Origin of the sequence: Lysinibacillus sp. NPDC097162 (genome assembly GCF_044762185.1) — a bacterium.
Taxonomy (GTDB): Bacteria; Bacillota; Bacilli; order Bacillales_A; family Planococcaceae; genus Lysinibacillus.
Genome location: NZ_JBIWDT010000007.1, coordinates 117169 through 136164, shown reverse-complemented (window position 1 = coordinate 136164; position 18996 = coordinate 117169). Strand labels below are relative to the sequence as shown.

Below are 18996 nucleotides of genomic sequence, written 5' to 3'. Positions count from 1 at the left end.
GCCCCCTTATCGACAGCTATCACTGTCTATCCCAATAACGGTGGAAACCGACATCCCTTACTTTTTAAACGGCATTCAACTCACTGCTTTAGGAGCAGGAGAAATGTGCTGACTCATTTTGGTTCAGGGAGTAGCTCATGGATGAGTTCAAAATGTGTGCCTACCGATTTACACCAACCATCGGCTCTCTACAAGTACACGGGCATTTTTACTATTTCCAATCTTTGCTTAACAATGTGTTGTTGAAAGCTATAATACGTTGATATTGTCAGTATGTCAACAATATTCTAAAAATTAATTGTTTTCAGTTTTAATCATTATAGTTTTAACGGTAGCTAGTAAGATGGAATGTTAAAATGTATATTTCACAAATATAGGCATTTATTTATGAGATAATGAGGATGGATTTTATACATAGAAAGTAGGTAGAACGGTGAAATTTGTATTTGATTTAGATGGTACGATTTGTTTTAAAGGTCAGCCTTTAAGTGAAGGAATAACGGCTGCATTAGAGGATTGTCTAAAGAATGGACATGAAGTTATTTTTGCTTCAGCTCGCCCGATTCGAGATATGTTACCAGTATTGCCAGAGTCAATGCGCACGTTTCCAATGGTTGGGGGAAACGGAGCTTTTATAGCCAACAATGGCGATATAAAAGAAATCGCAGCATTTGATGGAGAAATTATAGAAGCAATCAAACAAATTATAACAACCTATCAATTAGCGTATTTAGTAGATGGTGACTGGGATTACGCCTACACAGGTAGTGAATCACATCCGATTTATCAAAACTTAGATCCACTACAGCTTGCAAAACGAGTGGTACTGGAGGAACTAAAAGACATTGTTAAAATTGTATTATTCCCTGGTGAGCACCATCAAAATATTTTGGCACAGCTACGAAAGCTACCAATTTCGTTATATGAACATGCATCTGAAAACATTTTAGATATGAGCCCCAGTGGGATTGATAAATGGACAGGTTTAACGAAATTAGGGGTATTACAAAATCAATTTATCGCGTTTGGCAATGATGCAAATGATGCTGCAATGTTTGAAAAAGCATTAGCGAGTGTTTGTGTTGGTGAGCATCCAGTAGGTCAGCATGCCACTGTACAGGTGCCATCTGAAGAAACAGCAGTGATCGAAATAATAAAGTGTCAGGCACTCAAACAATTTTGAATATTTTAATCAAGAATAAACTCACTTAGACTCCTGCGGGAACGCACAAGAAGTAAGACGCAACAAGTCGCGTGTTTGCGACTGCTGCGGCTTACGATGTGCCCGCGGAAAGCGAAGTGGGCTAAAGTGCCAGGCACTCAAACAATTCTGAATTTTGTAAGGTCAGTCGCTTAGCTATTGCACCTTAAAGCGAGAAACTTGTGTTTGCAATTCTTCAGCCATTGTCGATAAAGTAGCCGCAGAAGCTGCAACTTCTTCAATTGTCGCAAGCTGCTCTTCGGAAGCAGAAGCTACATTTTGAAGGTTAGAAGATGACGTTTGTGCAATTGTAGCTATTTCATCGAAGGATGCATAGATTTGTTCAGCACTAGAAGACATTTCCTCAGAAACAGTTGTCGCTTCTTGTATTTGTTTTGACACTTGCTCAATAAGGTCAACGATTTTTGAAAAACCTTCCTCAGCCACTTTAACAACCTGCATACCAACTTGAACCTCTTGTGTACCAGTATCCATTACTGTAACAGCACGGTTTGTTTCCTGTTGGATTTCTGAAATTAACCCTGAAATTTGTTCTGCTGACTTTTTAGATTGCTCAGCTAACTTTTTCACTTCGTTAGCTACGACTGCAAAGCCTCGACCATGATCACCCGCTCGAGCAGCTTCAATAGCAGCGTTCAATGCTAGTAAATTGGTTTGCTCAGCGATGTCAGTAATAATACTAATAATATTCCCAATCTCAACAGAATGGTTACCTAAATTTTTAACAACGTTAGCAGATTCTAAAACTGCTGTATTAATAGTATCCATCTGCGAAATGACGCGATGTAGCGACTCATTCCCCTTGTTTGCCTCAGTATTCGTTTCAATGGCAAGTTCAGAAACAGCTGCCGTAGTTGATGCTAATTGCTGAATGCCGTTAGTCATATTTTTCATAGCTTGTGAGCTTTCTGTAGCATTTTTCCCTTGTGCCTCTGAGCCACTAGCGACTTCCTGCATAGCAGATGTAATTTGTTCAGTAGCTTGGATTGTTTGATCTGCACTTGCAGTTAATTCAGCAGCTGAAGCACTTACTTGTGCTGTGTTTTGACTAACATTGGTAATTAAACTTTTTAAATTTTGAGCCATTTGATTGAAGGCAATGGCTAAATCACCAACTTCATCGCGATTTTTAATGCGAATTTGTTCAGCTGTTAAATCACCCTCAGCAATTTTTTGCGCTGCTTTTGCCATCCCTTTAATAGGTCGAGAAATAATAGTTCCCATAATCATGGCAATTATCAGACTAATGATGACGGCAAACACACCAAGTGAAATCATGTTTAATTTAATAGCATCAATATCTTTTGAGGTAGTAGCTATTTTTGCTTCTACAGCTTCACTTTGATAGTTGGCAAGGTTTTCAACACGCTCGTCGAATTGTTTAAGAATAAGTCGACCTTGAGAGCTGTCTAATTTCTCATATTGTTCTGTTTCGCCAGCATCCTTTAAAGCAAACATACGATCAGCAAATTGCTGAACATTTTGCTCACTTTTATTGACAGATTCTAATAATTCAATTGATTTTTTTGATTCTAATGTTGCCATTAAACTTTCGGATTTTTCTTTAAATTCTTCACGAGCGGATTTATTACCATCACGATTTTGTTTATCTCCAAGTAAAAGATATCCACGCATACTTACAATTTCCTGTTTTGCAATTACTCTTAGCTCTTGAATGCTAATAGATTTTTTTGTCTGTTCTTCGAGTAACTCTTGATAAGTCCCGTTTACTGAATTAAGCTGCTTAAAGTTTAAAGCTATAGTGCCAATTAAAACTAAAATAACAATAAAAAAACCGAGAATTAATTTTTTGTAAATCGTAAATCGCATGTATTGTAAGTCCCTTCCTAGTAATTTAGTAGAAATGTTACAAAAAAGTGAAATATGTATATATACTTATTTATAGCAGATTATATGTATTTTAAAAAGCATTATGAGTTTATTCATAGTGAAAAATATGAAATAAGAGGGAATTTAGTTATAGTATGGACTCTTATAGGTGGCAATTTATGCACTATGTACTATGTGTTTACTTATGAAGAAGAAACTAAATTGTATCATGAAAAACGCGATTTATATAATGTTTGAAACCTAATTGTTGGAAGTAACGTAAATACAATTAACGATAAACGAGGATGTGGAGCAATGTATAGACCGGTTTTGAAATTACCGAAAACGAAGTATGAAAAATTTTTGGACATAATTGGTGGCGGAATATTTATTGTATCCATCATATTTATTATTTCTCAATGGAACACCTTACCTGAAGAAATTCCAGCACATTTTAATGGTGCGGGAGAGGTGGATCGATGGGGTTCGAAAATAGAACTATTCATTTTACCGGGTATCGGAATTTTTTTGTGGATATTTTTAGGACTTCTTGAAAAAGTACCATATATGCATAACTACCCAGCACGTTTAAATGAGAGCAACGTCGAGGCCTTTTATTTAAATAGCCGTAAAATATTGAATGAAATAAAAAACCTTTGCTTAATTTTATTTGCAGTCATCTCTTTTGAAATTGTACTTGTTGCATTAGGAAAGGTAGATGGATTAGGTTGGTGGTTCTTGCCAGTTGTACTAATTGGTATAGGTATTCCGATTGTTAAAGGCTTAATTGCTTCATCGAAGATTAAGTAAACCGTATCCAAAGTGGGGAATTTTAAAAAAGTAACGATATGAGCAGGAGAATGAAGACGTAAATAGAATAACTTATATAATTACAAATACTGGAGGTCGCATTTTGTTACTATTCTTTTGATTTCTAGCAGCTAACTAATAGTTAAATAATATTAGGAGTTGATAGAAAAATGATTTATAAAAATTCACTCGAAGGTATTTCTTCAGATATGTTAAACGGTTTTTTTGTAGACTGGCCGAGTCCACCTAATCCACAAACGCATTTACGTTTATTGGAGAAAAGCAGCAAAATAGTTTTGGCGATTGATGATAATACAAAAGAAGTAATAGGGTTTATTACCGCAATTAGTGATGGTGTTCTGTCTGCCTATATCCCCTTACTAGAAGTATTACCACAATACAAAAATAAAGGTATAGGCAAGGAGTTAGTAAGACGAATGCTTATAGAACTCGATAATATTTATATGATCGATTTATGCTGTGATGATGACCTCGTACCATACTATGAAAAATTCGGAATGACAAAAACAAACGGTATGGTTTATAGAAATTATAAAATGCAATCAGGAAGTTTATGAAAGACTAAAACGCTTGAGAATGTTCAAGCGTTTTTTGTATATATTTTGGACAATTAGAGTTAAATTAAAATTTTTTATGATAAATTTAATGTAAATAAATGCAAAAGGGTGCTGAAAAGATGCAGAAGAAATTCAAATTAAAGGATGGACTTTCTATTACAATTCACAATTTGCCAGACAAGATGCTATTTGAGGGGATTTCGGATGTAGGACACGCACCTTACGATCGCGTCATTTCTTTTGTGTTTACAATTGATGAAATGTTAACGTATTTAAAAAGCACACTTAAACAGAACATGTTAGCAGAGCAAGGCTATTTATTTTTTGTTTATCCGAAAAAAAATAATAAAAAATACAAAGAATATATTCACCGAGATGACATTTTCCCAGCAATTCAGGTGGACGAGGCAAAATATATTGCGGGTAGCGATTATAAATTTTCAAGTCTTATGTCTTTGGATGATACGTTTTCCATTGTATGCATTAAACGGGATGCAAAGGGAAGAGGAAAGAAAAAAACAGCAAGTAGTCAATGTGTAAGTGACTATGAAAGTATGGTTCCTTTATTGCGAGATGAACTTGCAGAACATCCAATTGATTTAGCCTTTTACGATGCATTAACGCCAGGATATCAAAAGGATTGGGCTCGCTACATTTATAGTGCGAAAAAGCAAGAAACGCAGCTAGCTCGTTTAGTGGAGATGCGTGAAATTACAAGGGCTGGCTTTAAGACGAAGGAGCACTATCGAAAAGCGGAAGCGGAAGGCCAAGTATAAGAATATTTTCAGATGTAGTAGTTATCTGTTAAAACTTTTGTCGAATGTTGTAACAAAGGAGCTTACGCTATTGCTAATAAATAAGCTTCATACTACTATTAAGGAATATTTTTAAATCGTGCAATGACACATTTTTAAAAAGTGGGGTGGAAGTTATGGAAGCATATATTGAACTGGTAGATGAAAAATGGCGTGATAGTTTTGCCAAGCTTGCGGACGTTATAGCAACGAATATTCCTGCTGGATTTGAACAAACAATGAATTACGACATGATAAGTTATGTAGTTCCGTTAACGTCATATCCAAAAGGGTATCATGTAACACCTAATACGCCCTTACCATTTATTAGCTTGGCAGCGCAGAAGCGACATATAGCTGTTTATCATATGGGCATTTATGCAGACAACGCTTTATTGTCTTGGTTTCAAGAGGAGTACGCCAAGCGAGTGCCAACAAAGTTAAATATGGGGAAAAGTTGTATTCGTTTTACTAGTACAAAAAATATTCCTTATGATTTAATAGGAGAGCTCGTTTCGAAAATGACTCCTGGGGAATGGATTAATAGATATGAAGGAGAATTAAACAAATGAAAAGTGCTACTACATTTTTAATGTTTCAAGGACAAGCTCATGATGCCTTGGAGCAATACAAGCAATGGTTTCCAGAATTAGCGGTTGAAACTTTGACATATGTGGAAAACACACAACAGGTTGCTATGGCAGAAGTCGATTTAAAAGGTTTGAAAATCAAGTTGAATGACAGTCCAATCAAACATAACTTTTCATTTACTCCAGCGATATCAATCTTTTTAGAGTGTGAGACGAAGGAAGAAATTGAAAGCCTTGTTGAGCAAATATTGGACGGGGGTCAAGCGTTAATGCCATTGGATAATTACGGTTTCTCGAAACAGTTTGCTTGGATTCAGGATCGCTTCGGTGTATCGTGGCAACTTACGTATAATTAATTATCAGGGGGAGTATATATGAACCGATGGATGGAGCGAGCAGTGGAGCTAGCTCTTCAAAATATAGAACAAGGTGGTCAACCATTTGGGGCTGTCTTAGTAAAAAATAATGAAATCATTGGTGAAGGTGTAAATGAACTGCACCTACGACCAGATAGTACGGGTCATGCCGAGCTGCTTGCTTTAAGACGAGCGCAAGAAAAGCTAGGCTCTACAGATTTACGCGGAACGGTGATGTATGCAAGTGGGGCACCTTGTCCGATGTGCTTTGGCGCGATGGCGATGGCCGGAGTGGATAAGGCTTATTTTGCAAACTCTTTAGCTGATGCCATTGCAGTAGGTTTAAGCCGCTCAAGCGAGGTCTATGCAGATTTACAAAAAATAGATGAAGAACGCGAGTTTCGAATGATTCATATGCCAGTAGAGGATGAAGGTAAAAATCCAATGCATGTTTGGTATAGTAAAACTTAATTGCGTAAAAAGGAGAAAAGGGTATGGCAGTAACTTTAGTGAAGCATGACATTAAATATGCTGAAGCAATGCATGCATTGTCTTCAATGCCACAGGTTCGGGATGCTCTTGGGTTACCTGCTGGGAAAGTAGAAGATACGATTAACTTTATAAAACGTGAATGTGTAGACGAGGAAGAGGGGAAAACTGTTCCTCGCGTTGTGCTAAATGAAGAAGGACGACTCATAGGTGTAACGGCACTAATGTATATAGATCATGATAATAAAAACTGTCATATTGGATCTTGGTTAGGTCATGAGTTTTGGGGCCAAGGCTACAATGAGGAAGCGAAAAAGGCAATTTTAGAAATCGCTTTTTTTGATTTAGGACTTGAACGTGTTTTCGCAGGAGCTAGAAAGATCAATATTCGCTCACAAAAGGCACAAGAAAAGTTGCCATTTATTCGTATTGGGGTAGAAAATGATTTTCCACAGGAACATTCTTGGTTAGAACTGAAGGAAAAGCAACCGTGTGTATTAAATGTTTTTGAACGGAAGGATTTTGTTCGATACCATACATCTATTGAAAAGGTGCAGGGTGATCGTGAAAGCTATATGTCCTATCTATTACTAGCAGACGAAAGTGAAGTTGCCGTTCGTCAATATATGAATGACGGTGAATTATACGCAATTACATGTGGTGAGAAATTAGCAGGTGTCGCATTACTTATTGCACAGTCTGATACAACAGTAGAATTAAAAAATATAGCTGTTGTGCCAGCGTTTCAAGGTAAAGGTATCGGTAAGGAAGTTTTAAACAAAATTTATGCGGTTTGTGAAGCGCAAGGTTTTAAAAATATTATAGTAGGCACAGCCAATTCTAGTATCGATAACATTGCTTTTTATCAAAAATCGGGTTTTCGTATGGAAGCCATAGAGAAAGATTTTTTCAGTAATTATCCTGAGCCGATTTATGAAAATGGTATACGCGCATTGGACATGATTATATTTTCAAAGGCACTATAAAAGATACCGTAAAGTATTAATTATAAAGAAATACCCGACCAACAATTGTTGAGCGGGTATTTTTATTTGCCAAATAATAAAGCCATTAATTTTTCCTTTGAATGTAAAAAATCATCAAGGGAGTAACGATCAAGGACAGCCATATATGCTTGTAAGGCTTCATAAAGAACACCTTTTAATTGACATTCTGGTGCGATTTTACATAAGTTATTTTCTTTGTCGAAGCATTCAACAAGGTGAAAATCTTCTTCTGTATGGCGTACAATTTCACCAATAGTAATTGATTTAGGGTCAATCGCTAAACGGATGCCGCCGCCTCTGCCTCGAATTGTTTCGATGTAACCAAGTAGCCCCAATTGGTGTGTCACTTTCATTAGATGGTTTTTTGATATATTATAGGCATCTGAAATTTCTTGAATGGTTGAGAGCTGACCCTCTTCTTTTGCTCCTAGATAAATGAGTGTCCGAAGGGAGTAATCTGTGTATAAAGTTAATCGCATTGGAACACCCTACTTTCTATATTGTCACTATAATAATTATATCATTTCTACAATAATTTATAGTAATACATTACTTTTTTAAAAGATGTATTTAAAATACATCAAATATGTCCATTTTGTTAAAGATGTATTTTAGATATTGCTTTAAGGAAATGAAAGCGTTATATTGTAATCACGAAAGGATGGTATGCGATATGTTAAAACAAGAAACAGTACAAATTATTAAAGCGACAGTACCCGTATTAGAAGTTCATGGGGTAGAAATTACGAAGACGTTCTATAAAAATTTGTTTCAAGCTCATCCAGAATTATTAAATATTTTTAACCACACAAACCAAGAAAAAGGTCGTCAACAAACTGCGCTAGCAAATACAGTTTATGCAGCGGCAGTTCATATTGAAAATTTAGAAGCCATTTTACCGGCAGTTATGTTAATAGCTCATAAACACCGTAGTTTAGGAATTTTACCAGAGCATTACCCAATCGTGGGTGAGTTCTTATTAAAAGCGATTAAAGAAGTTTTAGGTGATGCAGCTACAGATGACATTATCAATGCATGGGCTGAAGCTTATGGCGTCATTGCTGATGTTTTCATTCAAGTAGAAGAAGAGCTATATCAAAAAGCTGAAAATAATGGTGGCTGGCGTTTATTTAAACCATTAAAAGTAGCGAAAAAAGAAGTTGAAAGCGACCTTGTTACTTCTATTTACTTTGTAAATGAAGATGGCTCACCACTTCCTGAATACGAACCTGGCCAATATATTAGCATTCGTGTGAAAGTACCTGGTGAAGAATATTTATTGAACCGTCAATATACGCTTTCACAGGCTAGTGCAGAGGACGGCTACCGTATTTCAGTAAAACGTGAAAGTGAGCATACTCCGAACGGTAAAGTATCTAACTTCATTCATAATGTGTTACAAGTTGGAGATTTAGTAGATGTAAGCGTACCTGCAGGATTATTTGTTCTACAAGAAAGTGCAGCGCCAATTACATTCGTTAGTGGAGGTATTGGTGTAACACCATTAAACAGTATGCTGCAATCATTAAAAGATAATGCAGCAAATGAAGTTAATTTCATTCAATGTGCGCGTAATGAAAATGTAGTAGCTTTCAGTGATGACATTAAAGACAAAGTAAACATGCTTCCTAATGCATCGTATACTGCGCTTTATTCTGATGAGGACAAGTTACTGACAAAAGAATTATTAGCTGAGCAAGTAACGAACAATACGGACGTTTATATTTGTGGTCCAATCGGCTTTATGGAAGCAGTAATTAAAAATCTCCATGAAATCGGCGTAAAAGATGAAAAGATTCACTATGAATTCTTCGGTCCAGCTATGCAATTAGCAAACTAATAAATAATAACTAACTCTGTTATAAGCCACATTTTGTGCACTTGTAGCAGAGTTTTTTTATGTAAAAAAGTAAGAAAAACAATAATTAGATCTTTCGTGTTGACAATATACCTGCTGGGGTATATTATAAAGCACGTAAGCAAGATGGATTACTAAATTTGAAGGGAGACGTGCACATAATGGCGTACGATGCTAAAACAGCCAATCGTATTAAGCGAATGGAAGGCCAATTGCGGGGAATTTTACGCATGATGGAAGAAGGTCAAAACTGTAAAGATGTGATTACACAGCTATCCGCCGTACGTTCTGCGGTTGATCGGACGATAGGGGTTATCGTCAGTGAAAACTTGTTAGATTGTGTAACGACTGCCGATGGAGATTCAGAGAAAATGAATACTGCCATCCAAGAAGCGATGGATTTAGTTGTGAAAAGTAGATAATTTCATTATACCCTTTATAGTATGTGGATAGGAGGTAGTACACTTGGAAACATGGATTATTATTACGATTGTTATTGGTTTTTTAATTTGGCGTATGAAGCCAGCAAAAGGGGTGCAGTCAATTTCAACAGCACAATTAAAAAATATGCTGAATGATAAGGATAAAGTATTTATTGATGTGCGAACACCTGCTGAGTACAAAGGTCGAAACATTCCTCAATTTAAAAATATCCCCCTTGGCTCTGGATACGATAAATTACCGAAGGACAAAGAAGTTGTTGTTATTTGTCAAAGTGGTATGCGTAGTAGTCAGGCGTGCAAGCAATTGAAAAAACTAGGATATGAGCGTGTAACTAATGTCCGTGGTGGCATGAGCGCTTATTAGGAGGTAACAATCGTGAAAGAAATAGCAGCAAAAGAAGTTCAAGAGGCTTTGGCACAAGGCGAAACTTTAAAATTAATTGACGTACGTGAAGTAGATGAAGTGCAGGAAGGTCATATACCTGGTGTTATTCATATTCCGCTAGGCTTGCTGGAGTTTCGAATGCATGAGTTAAATAAAAATGAAACATATATTATGGTTTGCCGATCAGGTGCTCGGAGTGGTCGAGCTACTCAATTTTTAGAAAGCCAAGGCTTTGATGTGACAAATATGGTTGGTGGTATGCTTGCGTGGGAAGGTGAAGTTCGGTAAAAAATGTAGTGAAGGTTATGCAATGGCCAACTCTATATTTTTTTATTAAAAATAATACCCCTATAAGTATAAGGAGGAAGTTATGACAATTAAAGCAGATTTTCAGCTAGATGCTAAAGGGCTATCTTGTCCAATGCCAATCGTAAAAACGAAAAAGGCAATGGCGGAATTAGCAGATGGCCAAATTTTAGAAGTATCAGCAACGGATAAAGGTTCGAAAGCGGATATTGCTGCTTGGGCTGACTCTGTTGGGCATCAGTATATTGGAACGATAGATGAAGATGCTGTGCTGAAACATTATATTCGTAAATGTGCACAAGATGCAGTCGGTGAAAAAACGTTTGAATCAACAATTGAGTTGCAGCAAATACAAGGAAGAGATGGGCTTATTCTTGATGTGCGCGAGGAAGCGGAGTTTGCTTTCGGTCATATTGAAGGTGCTAAGTCGATTCCGATGGGTGAGCTTGAAGCGCGACTTTCTGAACTAGATAAAGAACAAGAAATTTATGTAATTTGCCGTACAGGAGCGCGTAGTGACTTAGCGGCGCAAAAACTTGAGGCAAATGGTTTTACAAAAGTATTTAACGTCCTACCAGGTATGACATCTTGGACGGGCGAATTATTCAAAACTATTTAAAATGGAGGAATTTATTATGTCAAACAAAGTAGCAATTATTGCAAGTAACGGTGGTCTTTTCGATGCGTATAAGGTGTTCAATATCGCGACAGCAGCGGCGGCTTCTGACAAGGAAGTAGCAATCTTTTTCACATTTGAAGGGTTAAATTTAATTCATAAGCAAGGGATGCATGCTTTACCGATGCCTGCTGGAGCAGAGCATTTTGCTGAAGGATTTGCAAAAGCGAATGTACCTGCAATTCCGCAATTAGTGGAAATGGCACAGGAATTAGGCGTTAAATTTATTGCGTGTCAGATGACGATGGACGTCATGGGCTTAACGATTGAAGATTTCGTAGATGGTATTGAGGTTGGTGGGGCTGTTACATTTTTAGAATTTGCTAAAGATGCAGCACCATCATTAACGTTTTAACTTGCTTAAGATGAATGCTCATGATGCACGAAAATTTAGTAGTGCCCAAATCTCGACTGAAGGAAGTTAAAGGTCACAGATTATAAAAGGCGTTTTTCAAGCGGGCTAGGGAAATAATGAATGCAATTATATCGTTGGGTAAATGATTTTATTCAATAAAGCAAGTAAGCGGAGAGGCATGTCCTTTCCGCTAAAAAAATAAGTAATATAATACCTTAGGGGGTAATATTGATGTCACTATTAAAATGGAACGCTTCTGATGTAGCGAAAAAAGTAATCGAAAATGATGATTTATTTATTTTAGATGTACGTAATGCAGATGCATTTGCAGATTGGAAAATTGATGGGCATAAATTTGAGTACCTAAATGTTCCGTATTTTGCGCTATTGGATGGTGTTGAAGAAATTTTACCTAAAATCCCAGCGGATAAAGATGTATTAGTCGTTTGCGCAAAGGAAGGTTCATCGATGATGATAGCTGAGATGCTATCAGAAACTGGACGTTCAGTTGCTTATTTAGAGGGTGGTATGAAAACGTGGAGTGAATATTTAGAGCCAATTAAAGTAGGCAATTTAACTGGTGGGGGCGAGTTATACCAGTTCGTCCGTTTAGGTAAAGGATGCCTATCATATATGGTTATTTCGGAAGGTGAAGCAGCAATTATTGATGCTGTTCGTTTCACAGATGTATTTACAAACTTTGCAAAAGAAAAAAACGTAAACATTAAACATGTCTTTGATACGCACTTACACGCTGATCATATTTCAGGTGGTCGTCATATCGCAGCTGCAACAGGCGCTGCTTATTACTTACCTCCGAAGGATGCAGAAGAGGTCGTATTTGATTATACGCCATTAGTAGATGGCACTACTGTGCAAATTGGTGCATCGAAAATTGATGTAGGTGCACTTTATTCACCAGGTCATACGATTGGCTCGACATCGTTTGTTGTAGATGGCAAATATTTATTAACAGGTGACATTTTATTTATCGATTCGATTGGTCGCCCTGATTTAGCAGGACTTGCAGAAGACTGGGTTGGTGATTTGCGAGAAACGCTTTATAAGCGCTACCGTGAATTATCGGATGATTTAGTTGTGTTACCTGCCCATTTTATGATTATTGATGAATTAAATGAGGATGGTACTGTTGCGAAGCGTCTAGGGGAATTATTTGCAGAAAATCACGGTTTAAATATTGACGATGATGAGACATTCCGCAACATTGTAACAAATAATTTACCGCCACAACCAAATGCATATCAGGAAATTCGCCAAGTGAATATGGGGAAAGTAACACCGGCATTAGAGGAACAAACAGAAATGGAAATCGGGCCGAACCGCTGCGCAGTTAGATAGAGTGCCAGGCACCCACACAATTTCCACACAATTTAAAAGGAGATTAACATGAACGCGAACTTACAATTAGATGCAAAGGGCTTATCTTGCCCAATGCCTATCGTGAAAACGAAAAAGGCTATTGATACACTGAAATCAGGTGAGGTTTTAGAAGTACAAGTTACGGATAAAGGAGCTTTAGCGGATATTCCTGCATGGGCTAATGCGGGAGGTCACACGATTTTAGATAAATCGGAAGAAGCTGGCGTCATTACATTCTTTATTCAAAAAGCGTAATGCGGGGTGAGTGTTCAAATGAGGACACTCACCTTTCATCTTCATTCTAAAATTCATTGGGATATTTGCCTTGATATGCCTCGTAATTAATAGAGGACAAGGTGTAAAAGACTTGAAAGAAGGAAAACTGAATGGCTATATCGTGGGTAATTACAATATTTATAATTGGCTTTGTAGGTTCTTTTGTATCAGGTATGCTAGGAATTGGAGGAGCAATTATTAAATATCCTATGCTTCTGTATATTCCCTCCTTACTCGGATTTACGGCATTTACAGCGCATGAGGTATCGGGTATTAGTGCTGTAGAAGTTTTGTTTGCTTCGATTGCGGGTGTATGGGCATATCGTAAAGGTGGCTACTTAAATAAATCGCTTATTATTTCTATGGGCGGAGCCATTTTAGTTGGTAGCTTTATAGGTAGCTTTGGTTCGCGATATTTATCGGAGGCGGGAGTCAACATTGTATATGGAATATTGGCACTCATTGCTGCAATTATGATGTTTATTCCTAAAAAACAAATTGATGAGAAGCCGATGAATGAAGTTACATTTAATAAGTCAGTAGCAGCTATTTTAGCATTTATCGTCGGTATTGGTTCTGGCATTGTGGGGGCAGCTGGTGGATTCCTTCTTGTACCGATAATGCTTGTTGTACTAAGAATTCCAACACGTATGACGATTGCTACAAGTTTAGCCATTACGTTGATCTCCTCCGTTGGGGGGACAACAGGAAAACTGATAACGGGTCAAGTCGATTATTACCCTGCGGCTATAATGATTGTAGCTAGTTTAATAGCGGCACCATTGGGGGCAAAGGCAGGTAAGAGTTTGGATACGAAAGTATTACAAGGAATATTGGCTGTCCTGATTTTAGCTACTGCGGTGAAAATTTGGATGGATATTTTATAGGAGGGGTACTATGAAAATTGAAGTGTTTTCAGATTTCTCATGTCCATTTTGTTATATCGGGAAAAAAGAATTAGAGCACGCAATAAAAGAGGCAGGTTATACAGATCAAGTAGACATAGAATATAAATCTTACCAAATTGATCCGGGCGCAACCAAAGAGGTTGGTCAAAATTATTATGAATATTTCATGGCACACCAAAAAGTAACGTTTGAAGAAGCCCAGCAAATGACTGAGGGCATAATAGACCGAGCGAAAGAAGTTAATCTAGCATATAATTTTGCTGAGATGAAAAAAGTGCATACTGAAAACGCCCATCGACTAGCAAAATGGACGAAACAATTTGGTAAAGAAGCGGCTTATACGGAGGCTTTAATGGCTGCTTATTTAATAGAAGGTAAAGATTTAAATGATGAGGCTGTTTTACTAGCAGTTATTAAAGAATTAAACTTGAATGTTGCTACAGCAAAAGAAGTGCTGACTAATCCAAACGATTTTATGGAAGAGTTGGATAAAGATCGCTATGATGCACAACAGATTGGCGTACAAAGCGTACCGTTCTTCGTCTTTGAAAATCGTTACGGCATTAAAGGTGCTGAGCCAAATGAAGTGTTCGTGCGTACATTGCATCAAGCAGCAGAAATTGCAGGCATTAAACCAACTTTCAATCTAGTTGGTCATGGAGACGCTACCTGTGCTGATGGCGAATGTAAATACTAAGTAAGTGTCAGGCACCGAAACGATTTTGAATTTTCAGATTATTAACTTGTGAGTATGTAAGTAGAAATCACGTAGACTCCAGCGGGAACAACATAAGATGTAAGACGCAATAGACCAAGCGTAGCAAGGGTTGCGGCTTGTGCCCGACAGAAAGCAAAGTGGTTTTTTACAATATAGGAGACTATAGTATGCCAAGTGTTCTTGGCATACTATTTTTGTTGTTTTCTTATCGAAAACAGTGGGTTTTGCTATGTAGACAGCACAGTTTTTAGCAGAAAAAATTAGGTACTTCAAGAGGTATTAAGGATTGTTTCTATTGTTATAGAACAAAATATTTTGTATAATAATTCCATTTTTATCGTCTTTATGGTTCTATTCCTGTGAAGTGTGAGAAAAGTCACATCGTGCCATATATTATCTTGCTAGAATAAAATTAACATTCAAAGGGGGTATTGGTAATGAAGAAAATGGCTACTGGTATAGCGGGAACAGTCTTATTAGCCGCTACACTTTTTGTTGGGGCAGTGATCAGTGACAAAATTTTAGGTGATGCAAATGGTGAGACGCAAGAAGCGGCAGTACAGACAAAAATTCCAACAACGGCAGCTTCTCAAAAGGTAGTCTACGCTCCACCGAGTATCGAAGAAGTACCTGATGGACCGATGAAAGAAGCTATTTTATTTGGTTATGAGCTTGTAAATAATACGCACGTTGCTGCGGATGAATATGTAGGAAATCAGTTATCTTGCACAAGCTGTCATGCAGGTGCAGGCTATGATGAACAAGCCTCTTCTTTAGTTGGCGTTATGGCTAACTACCCACAATATATCGCTCGTTCTGGAGGAATTGTGACGATTGAAGAACGCATAAATGGCTGTATGGTAAGAAGTATGAACGGCAAAAAGTTTGAAATGAACAGTGACGAACTTGAAGCTATGGTTGCCTATTTTGCTTATATTTCACAAGGAGTACCGATTGGAGCAGAGCGTGAATGGGCAGGTACAAGTAATATGAAAAACATACCTGTTCCAGATGTAGCGAACGGCGAAGAATTATACGGACAATCTTGTATTGCTTGTCATGCTGCAGATGGCTCTGGTACTGGCGCTAACACAGGTCCAGCATTATGGGGCGATAATTCCTTTAATGATGGTGCGGGGATGGCGCGTATGTCCAAAATGGCTGGCTACATTAAAAATAATATGCCAGTTGGAGCGGGTGGAACATTATCTGATCAAGATGCTGCTGACTTAGCTGCCTACATTTTATCGCAGGATCGTCCTGAATGGGCCAACCACGATAAAGACTGGCCAAAAGGTGGTCGTCCTAACGACTTAATGGATAAAGAGAAGCGCGATCAAGTAAAAAATGGCACGATTGATTGGGCGCAAGTGCTTTCTACGAATTAGAAAAAAGTGCCAGGCACCGAAACAATTCTGAATATTGTCAGTGAAAATCTATGGAGATTTCTGCGGCTTACGAAAAGCCCGCGGAAAGCGAAGTGGATTTTTACGTTATAAGAAGTCCTATTATGCGTAAAAGAAAATAGTGGAACTGCCTCCAACTTATCTTGCTGTCCCTAGTAGTTCGGAAAAGAAAGTTAGTACATGAATTTGGTATACTAGCAGTATTAGGAAAAACAACGGGAGGTGGCGCTTGTTGATTTACTTGAAGTTACTTATTCAAATTATATTTGTTGCAGGAATTATTTATTTTGTTAGTGGTCGTTTAATAGGCTCAAATATTAACTTTGTACGAAGAGTACTGTCTGTTGTTATTAGTGTTACACTTACGTCCTTTGTTTATTGGTACTCCTATTTGCGTCATCGAGATTTTTTATCGGAGTCAATGATGCAAACCGTTACCGAGGTAAGTACGCTTATTTGGATAGGTAGTATGTTGCTTATCTCGATGCTACTCTATCTCGTATTCGAACTGTTTGATCCAATAGGGATTAAAGGTGGAGAGCGCCGTAATGGGCAAAAATCAATATTGTTGAGATTGCGCAGCTACTGGCGTCAGCAGAAGAGATTGCGTCAGGTGCTAAAAATAGCAGTAACAAATGGTATAGTGCAAACGATTAAATATGCAAGGCAGCGGGAAAATGAGAAGGAGCTTGCTGTTGCATTACGTACAACTTTGGAGCAATGTGGCGGGATATTCATTAAATTCGGGCAAGTACTTTCAACGCGCAAAGAATTATTTTCTCCTATTATTATAGATGAGTTAAAACATTTACAGCAAAGTGTAAAGCCTTTACCTCAAGAGCAAGTTACAAAGATTTTAGAGGAATCCCTACCAATGTCTGTAGATGATGTATTTACAAACTTTCAAATGGAGCCATTGGCAGCAGCTTCTATTGGACAAGTACATAAGGCACGACTGAAAAACTATGAAGAAGTCGTAGTCAAGCTATTGCGTCCAGAAGTAAAAGGAATTATGCGTGATGATCTTGATATTTTAGAGGAATTTGCAAATTGGTTTGCAAACAAGTCTACTTGGGCAGAGTCTTTAGGCTTCCGAGAATTAGCGGGAGCATTTGCAGATGGCTTAAGGGAAGAAATTCATTTAGATATTGAAGTACGCAATACTTTACAGGTAACGAATGCTCTTGCCAAAAGTGAATATAAAGTACGTATACCTAAAATATATACAGAGTTTTGCGATGAAGACATCATTGTAATGGAATACGTTCGTGGTAAAAGTGTGGCTGAGGGTTCATCTGAATTTAGACGATTGAATATTGATCGCAGACAATTTGCACGAACAATTTTGTATTCCTTTTTTGAACAAATGTTATTTTCAGGAATATTTCATGCAGATCCGCACCCAGGAAATATTTATATTGATGAGACAGATGGGGGACCAATTCTCCTCGATTTCGGAGCGGTGGGACGCTTAGGAGCTACACAACAAGAGGGATTAAAGTTATTTTTATTAGGTATTCAACAAAATGATTCCAGTATTTTATACGATGGCTTAATGTTGCTAGTAGAAAATAAGGACTATGCGGATCGTGGTAGGGTAGAACAGGCAATGGACCAAATATTACTTAAAATATCCTATGTAGATCGTATTCCAACTGAAGAATTGATACATTCGTTGTTTACTGTCGTACGGGATTTTGGCCTTGCGTTTTATCCTTCTGTTGGTTTAGCGCTTCGATCATTAGTAACATTAGATGGGACATTACGTGTAATTGATTCGCAATTTGATATTTTTACAGAAGCTAAAGATTTTTCCGCATCTTATATGAGAGCTGCATTTTTAAGACCATTTAAAGAACCGATGGCGACAAAAGATCGAGTGCAGGAAGAACTGTCGATGCTGATTCCTACTTTACGAAAAATGCCAAGACGTATCGATCAGCTTATTCAAAGAGTAGAAAGCGGAAAAATTATATTGCATCATGATATTTTTTCAGATGACCATAACTCACGTTTCATTACCCAGCTATTTGCACGTTTTGTTTTATTACTTGTCGGCATTACATTTGGTATTATCTCGGTCGCACTACTAGCAATTTCTCAATTCATTCATGAGTCGTATGCAGTGTATTTGAATACTGCCGCTTATCTAGGGTTGTTCTTATGTGCAATTTTATTAGTAAGACTATCTATTCAAGCGCTACGCTCAATGAGGTAGGAGAAGACACTACAAAGTGCTGATTAAAAGTATAAAGAAATTCACTATTACTGCATTTTGTCATTTAGTAGGCATTGGCTGCAATGCAATTTTGTTAAGCAATTAAAGTCGTCAATCGCATATTTCCTAGTGTTTTTCACAGTGTACATTTTCAGTTGATTGGAGCGGCAAGCGCTCGCCCGCAGCAGAAATCAATGGTAGTAGTTTAATTCTATGAGTTTGGATACAGTTTGAGGTAGGGGATGATTCTCCTACCTTTTTATATTACAAAAAGATTACAAATAACCAAGGTGCAAGGTGCTATTTAGAGAAATTTGTAGTAAATTGTAGCGTTATATTAATGTTTTGTAGAAAAATGTCGTATTAATTACAATGTTACAATTATATTTCG

At 37.4% G+C, this 18996-nt stretch carries 22 protein-coding genes and 1 other annotated feature (1 of these 23 only partly in view); of the genes, 20 read left to right on the top strand and 2 right to left on the bottom strand.

The genetic code is table 11. The features are described 5' to 3' along the window. Nucleotides 1–234: a binding site (T-box leader), on the bottom strand (it extends 61 nt beyond the left edge of the window). A gap of 199 nt (nt 235–433) precedes the next feature. Further along, nucleotides 434–1183, top strand: a complete 750-nt coding sequence (locus ACIQXW_RS21230; RefSeq protein ID WP_402765294.1) for an HAD-IIB family hydrolase — start codon at nt 434–436, stop codon at nt 1181–1183. Between the two features lie 174 nt (nt 1184–1357). Here the strand turns inward: ACIQXW_RS21230 and ACIQXW_RS21225 are convergent, their stop codons facing one another. Further along, nucleotides 1358–3052, bottom strand: coding sequence for a methyl-accepting chemotaxis protein (locus ACIQXW_RS21225; protein ID WP_402765291.1), 1695 nt, complete (start codon nt 3050–3052; stop codon nt 1358–1360). A 315-nt stretch (nt 3053–3367) separates the two neighbouring features. On the opposite strand from ACIQXW_RS21225, the gene ACIQXW_RS21220 reads away from it, so the two are divergent. The 7 genes from ACIQXW_RS21220 to ACIQXW_RS24230 all read left to right on the top strand — a co-directional run bounded on the left by ACIQXW_RS21220 (nt 3368) and on the right by ACIQXW_RS24230 (nt 7655). Further along, nucleotides 3368–3862: a DUF1648 domain-containing protein gene (locus tag ACIQXW_RS21220; protein ID WP_402765288.1), complete on the top strand. Its 495-nt coding sequence runs from the start codon at nt 3368–3370 to the stop codon at nt 3860–3862. Nucleotides 3863–4032: 170 nt separating this feature from the next. Then, complete coding sequence (locus ACIQXW_RS21215) at nt 4033–4440, top strand: GNAT family N-acetyltransferase (protein ID WP_402765285.1); 408 nt, start codon at nt 4033–4035, stop codon at nt 4438–4440. 119 nt (nt 4441–4559) lie between these two features. Continuing rightward, complete coding sequence (locus ACIQXW_RS21210) at nt 4560–5216, top strand: YdeI/OmpD-associated family protein (RefSeq protein WP_402765282.1); 657 nt, start codon at nt 4560–4562, stop codon at nt 5214–5216. A 155-nt stretch (nt 5217–5371) separates the two neighbouring features. Next, nucleotides 5372–5806 (top strand): DUF1801 domain-containing protein, encoded by a 435-nt coding sequence (locus ACIQXW_RS21205; RefSeq protein WP_401021585.1) that lies wholly within the window; start codon nt 5372–5374, stop codon nt 5804–5806. Beyond that, on the top strand, nt 5803–6180 hold the full coding sequence (locus ACIQXW_RS21200; RefSeq protein WP_340821916.1) for a VOC family protein: 378 nt from the start codon (nt 5803–5805) through the stop codon (nt 6178–6180). Before ACIQXW_RS21205 ends, ACIQXW_RS21200 begins: the two co-directional genes overlap by 4 nt. A gap of 18 nt (nt 6181–6198) precedes the next feature. Beyond that, nucleotides 6199–6651 (top strand): nucleoside deaminase, encoded by a 453-nt coding sequence (locus tag ACIQXW_RS21195; protein ID WP_340821917.1) that lies wholly within the window; start codon nt 6199–6201, stop codon nt 6649–6651. Between the two features lie 23 nt (nt 6652–6674). Continuing rightward, nucleotides 6675–7655 carry a GNAT family N-acetyltransferase gene (locus ACIQXW_RS24230; RefSeq protein WP_483869809.1) on the top strand — a complete coding sequence of 327 codons (981 nt, stop codon included), beginning with the start codon at nt 6675–6677 and terminating at the stop codon, nt 7653–7655. A gap of 62 nt (nt 7656–7717) precedes the next feature. On the opposite strand, the gene ACIQXW_RS21180 is transcribed toward ACIQXW_RS24230, so the two are convergent. Beyond that, nucleotides 7718–8155 carry an RrF2 family transcriptional regulator gene (locus ACIQXW_RS21180; RefSeq protein ID WP_069508058.1) on the bottom strand — a complete coding sequence of 146 codons (438 nt, stop codon included), beginning with the start codon at nt 8153–8155 and terminating at the stop codon, nt 7718–7720. A 194-nt stretch (nt 8156–8349) separates the two neighbouring features. Here ACIQXW_RS21180 and hmpA point away from each other — a divergent pair, with 194 nt between their 5' ends. From hmpA to ACIQXW_RS21120, 12 genes are all read left to right on the top strand, one after another. Continuing rightward, nucleotides 8350–9516, top strand: a complete 1167-nt coding sequence (hmpA, locus tag ACIQXW_RS21175) for an NO-inducible flavohemoprotein (protein WP_401021590.1) — start codon at nt 8350–8352, stop codon at nt 9514–9516. Nucleotides 9517–9695: 179 nt separating this feature from the next. After that, nucleotides 9696–9956: a metal-sensitive transcriptional regulator gene (locus ACIQXW_RS21170; protein WP_173479334.1), complete on the top strand. Its 261-nt coding sequence runs from the start codon at nt 9696–9698 to the stop codon at nt 9954–9956. Nucleotides 9957–9999: 43 nt separating this feature from the next. Further along, on the top strand, nt 10000–10341 hold the full coding sequence (locus ACIQXW_RS21165) for a rhodanese-like domain-containing protein (protein WP_402765275.1): 342 nt from the start codon (nt 10000–10002) through the stop codon (nt 10339–10341). A 12-nt stretch (nt 10342–10353) separates the two neighbouring features. Next, on the top strand, nt 10354–10650 hold the full coding sequence (locus ACIQXW_RS21160) for a rhodanese-like domain-containing protein (protein ID WP_340821922.1): 297 nt from the start codon (nt 10354–10356) through the stop codon (nt 10648–10650). Between the two features lie 82 nt (nt 10651–10732). Further along, entirely contained in the window at nt 10733–11287 is a 555-nt protein-coding gene (locus tag ACIQXW_RS21155; RefSeq protein ID WP_401021597.1) for a sulfurtransferase TusA family protein, read from the top strand. Nucleotides 11288–11303: 16 nt separating this feature from the next. Next, on the top strand, nt 11304–11699 hold the full coding sequence (locus tag ACIQXW_RS21150) for a DsrE/DsrF/DrsH-like family protein (protein WP_402765272.1): 396 nt from the start codon (nt 11304–11306) through the stop codon (nt 11697–11699). Nucleotides 11700–11930: 231 nt separating this feature from the next. Continuing rightward, entirely contained in the window at nt 11931–13058 is a 1128-nt protein-coding gene (locus tag ACIQXW_RS21145) for an MBL fold metallo-hydrolase (protein WP_402765269.1), read from the top strand. 48 nt (nt 13059–13106) lie between these two features. Continuing rightward, nucleotides 13107–13334 carry a sulfurtransferase TusA family protein gene (locus tag ACIQXW_RS21140; RefSeq protein ID WP_340821927.1) on the top strand — a complete coding sequence of 76 codons (228 nt, stop codon included), beginning with the start codon at nt 13107–13109 and terminating at the stop codon, nt 13332–13334. Nucleotides 13335–13465: 131 nt separating this feature from the next. Next, the gene (locus ACIQXW_RS21135; protein WP_401021603.1) at nt 13466–14242 is read left to right on the top strand and encodes a sulfite exporter TauE/SafE family protein; all 777 of its coding nucleotides are present in this window, start codon (nt 13466–13468) and stop codon (nt 14240–14242) included. Nucleotides 14243–14252: 10 nt separating this feature from the next. Beyond that, nucleotides 14253–14960 carry a DsbA family oxidoreductase gene (locus ACIQXW_RS21130; protein ID WP_402765266.1) on the top strand — a complete coding sequence of 236 codons (708 nt, stop codon included), beginning with the start codon at nt 14253–14255 and terminating at the stop codon, nt 14958–14960. Between the two features lie 458 nt (nt 14961–15418). Further along, on the top strand, nt 15419–16369 hold the full coding sequence (locus ACIQXW_RS21125; RefSeq protein WP_402765264.1) for a c-type cytochrome: 951 nt from the start codon (nt 15419–15421) through the stop codon (nt 16367–16369). Nucleotides 16370–16619: 250 nt separating this feature from the next. Continuing rightward, nucleotides 16620–18605 carry an ABC1 kinase family protein gene (locus tag ACIQXW_RS21120; protein WP_340821932.1) on the top strand — a complete coding sequence of 662 codons (1986 nt, stop codon included), beginning with the start codon at nt 16620–16622 and terminating at the stop codon, nt 18603–18605. The last annotated feature ends 391 nt before the right edge of the window (nt 18606–18996 follow it).

What these genes read in the sequence shown, in the direction of transcription:
- ACIQXW_RS21225 (WP_402765291.1), bottom strand. Translation starts at nt 3,052, where the DNA reads ATGCGATTTACGATTTACAAAAAATTAATTCTCGGTTTTTTTATTGTT.
- ACIQXW_RS21220 (WP_402765288.1), top strand. Translation starts at nt 3,368, where the DNA reads ATGTATAGACCGGTTTTGAAATTACCGAAAACGAAGTATGAAAAATTT.
- ACIQXW_RS21215 (WP_402765285.1), top strand. Translation starts at nt 4,033, where the DNA reads ATGATTTATAAAAATTCACTCGAAGGTATTTCTTCAGATATGTTAAAC.
- ACIQXW_RS21210 (WP_402765282.1), top strand. Translation starts at nt 4,560, where the DNA reads ATGCAGAAGAAATTCAAATTAAAGGATGGACTTTCTATTACAATTCAC.
- ACIQXW_RS21205 (WP_401021585.1), top strand. Translation starts at nt 5,372, where the DNA reads ATGGAAGCATATATTGAACTGGTAGATGAAAAATGGCGTGATAGTTTT.
- ACIQXW_RS21200 (WP_340821916.1), top strand. Translation starts at nt 5,803, where the DNA reads ATGAAAAGTGCTACTACATTTTTAATGTTTCAAGGACAAGCTCATGAT.
- ACIQXW_RS21195 (WP_340821917.1), top strand. Translation starts at nt 6,199, where the DNA reads ATGAACCGATGGATGGAGCGAGCAGTGGAGCTAGCTCTTCAAAATATA.
- ACIQXW_RS24230 (WP_483869809.1), top strand. Translation starts at nt 6,675, where the DNA reads ATGGCAGTAACTTTAGTGAAGCATGACATTAAATATGCTGAAGCAATG.
- ACIQXW_RS21180 (WP_069508058.1), bottom strand. Translation starts at nt 8,155, where the DNA reads ATGCGATTAACTTTATACACAGATTACTCCCTTCGGACACTCATTTAT.
- hmpA (WP_401021590.1), top strand. Translation starts at nt 8,350, where the DNA reads ATGTTAAAACAAGAAACAGTACAAATTATTAAAGCGACAGTACCCGTA.
- ACIQXW_RS21170 (WP_173479334.1), top strand. Translation starts at nt 9,696, where the DNA reads ATGGCGTACGATGCTAAAACAGCCAATCGTATTAAGCGAATGGAAGGC.
- ACIQXW_RS21155 (WP_401021597.1), top strand. Translation starts at nt 10,733, where the DNA reads ATGACAATTAAAGCAGATTTTCAGCTAGATGCTAAAGGGCTATCTTGT.
- ACIQXW_RS21150 (WP_402765272.1), top strand. Translation starts at nt 11,304, where the DNA reads ATGTCAAACAAAGTAGCAATTATTGCAAGTAACGGTGGTCTTTTCGAT.
- ACIQXW_RS21145 (WP_402765269.1), top strand. Translation starts at nt 11,931, where the DNA reads ATGTCACTATTAAAATGGAACGCTTCTGATGTAGCGAAAAAAGTAATC.
- ACIQXW_RS21140 (WP_340821927.1), top strand. Translation starts at nt 13,107, where the DNA reads ATGAACGCGAACTTACAATTAGATGCAAAGGGCTTATCTTGCCCAATG.
- ACIQXW_RS21135 (WP_401021603.1), top strand. Translation starts at nt 13,466, where the DNA reads ATGGCTATATCGTGGGTAATTACAATATTTATAATTGGCTTTGTAGGT.
- ACIQXW_RS21130 (WP_402765266.1), top strand. Translation starts at nt 14,253, where the DNA reads ATGAAAATTGAAGTGTTTTCAGATTTCTCATGTCCATTTTGTTATATC.
- ACIQXW_RS21125 (WP_402765264.1), top strand. Translation starts at nt 15,419, where the DNA reads ATGAAGAAAATGGCTACTGGTATAGCGGGAACAGTCTTATTAGCCGCT.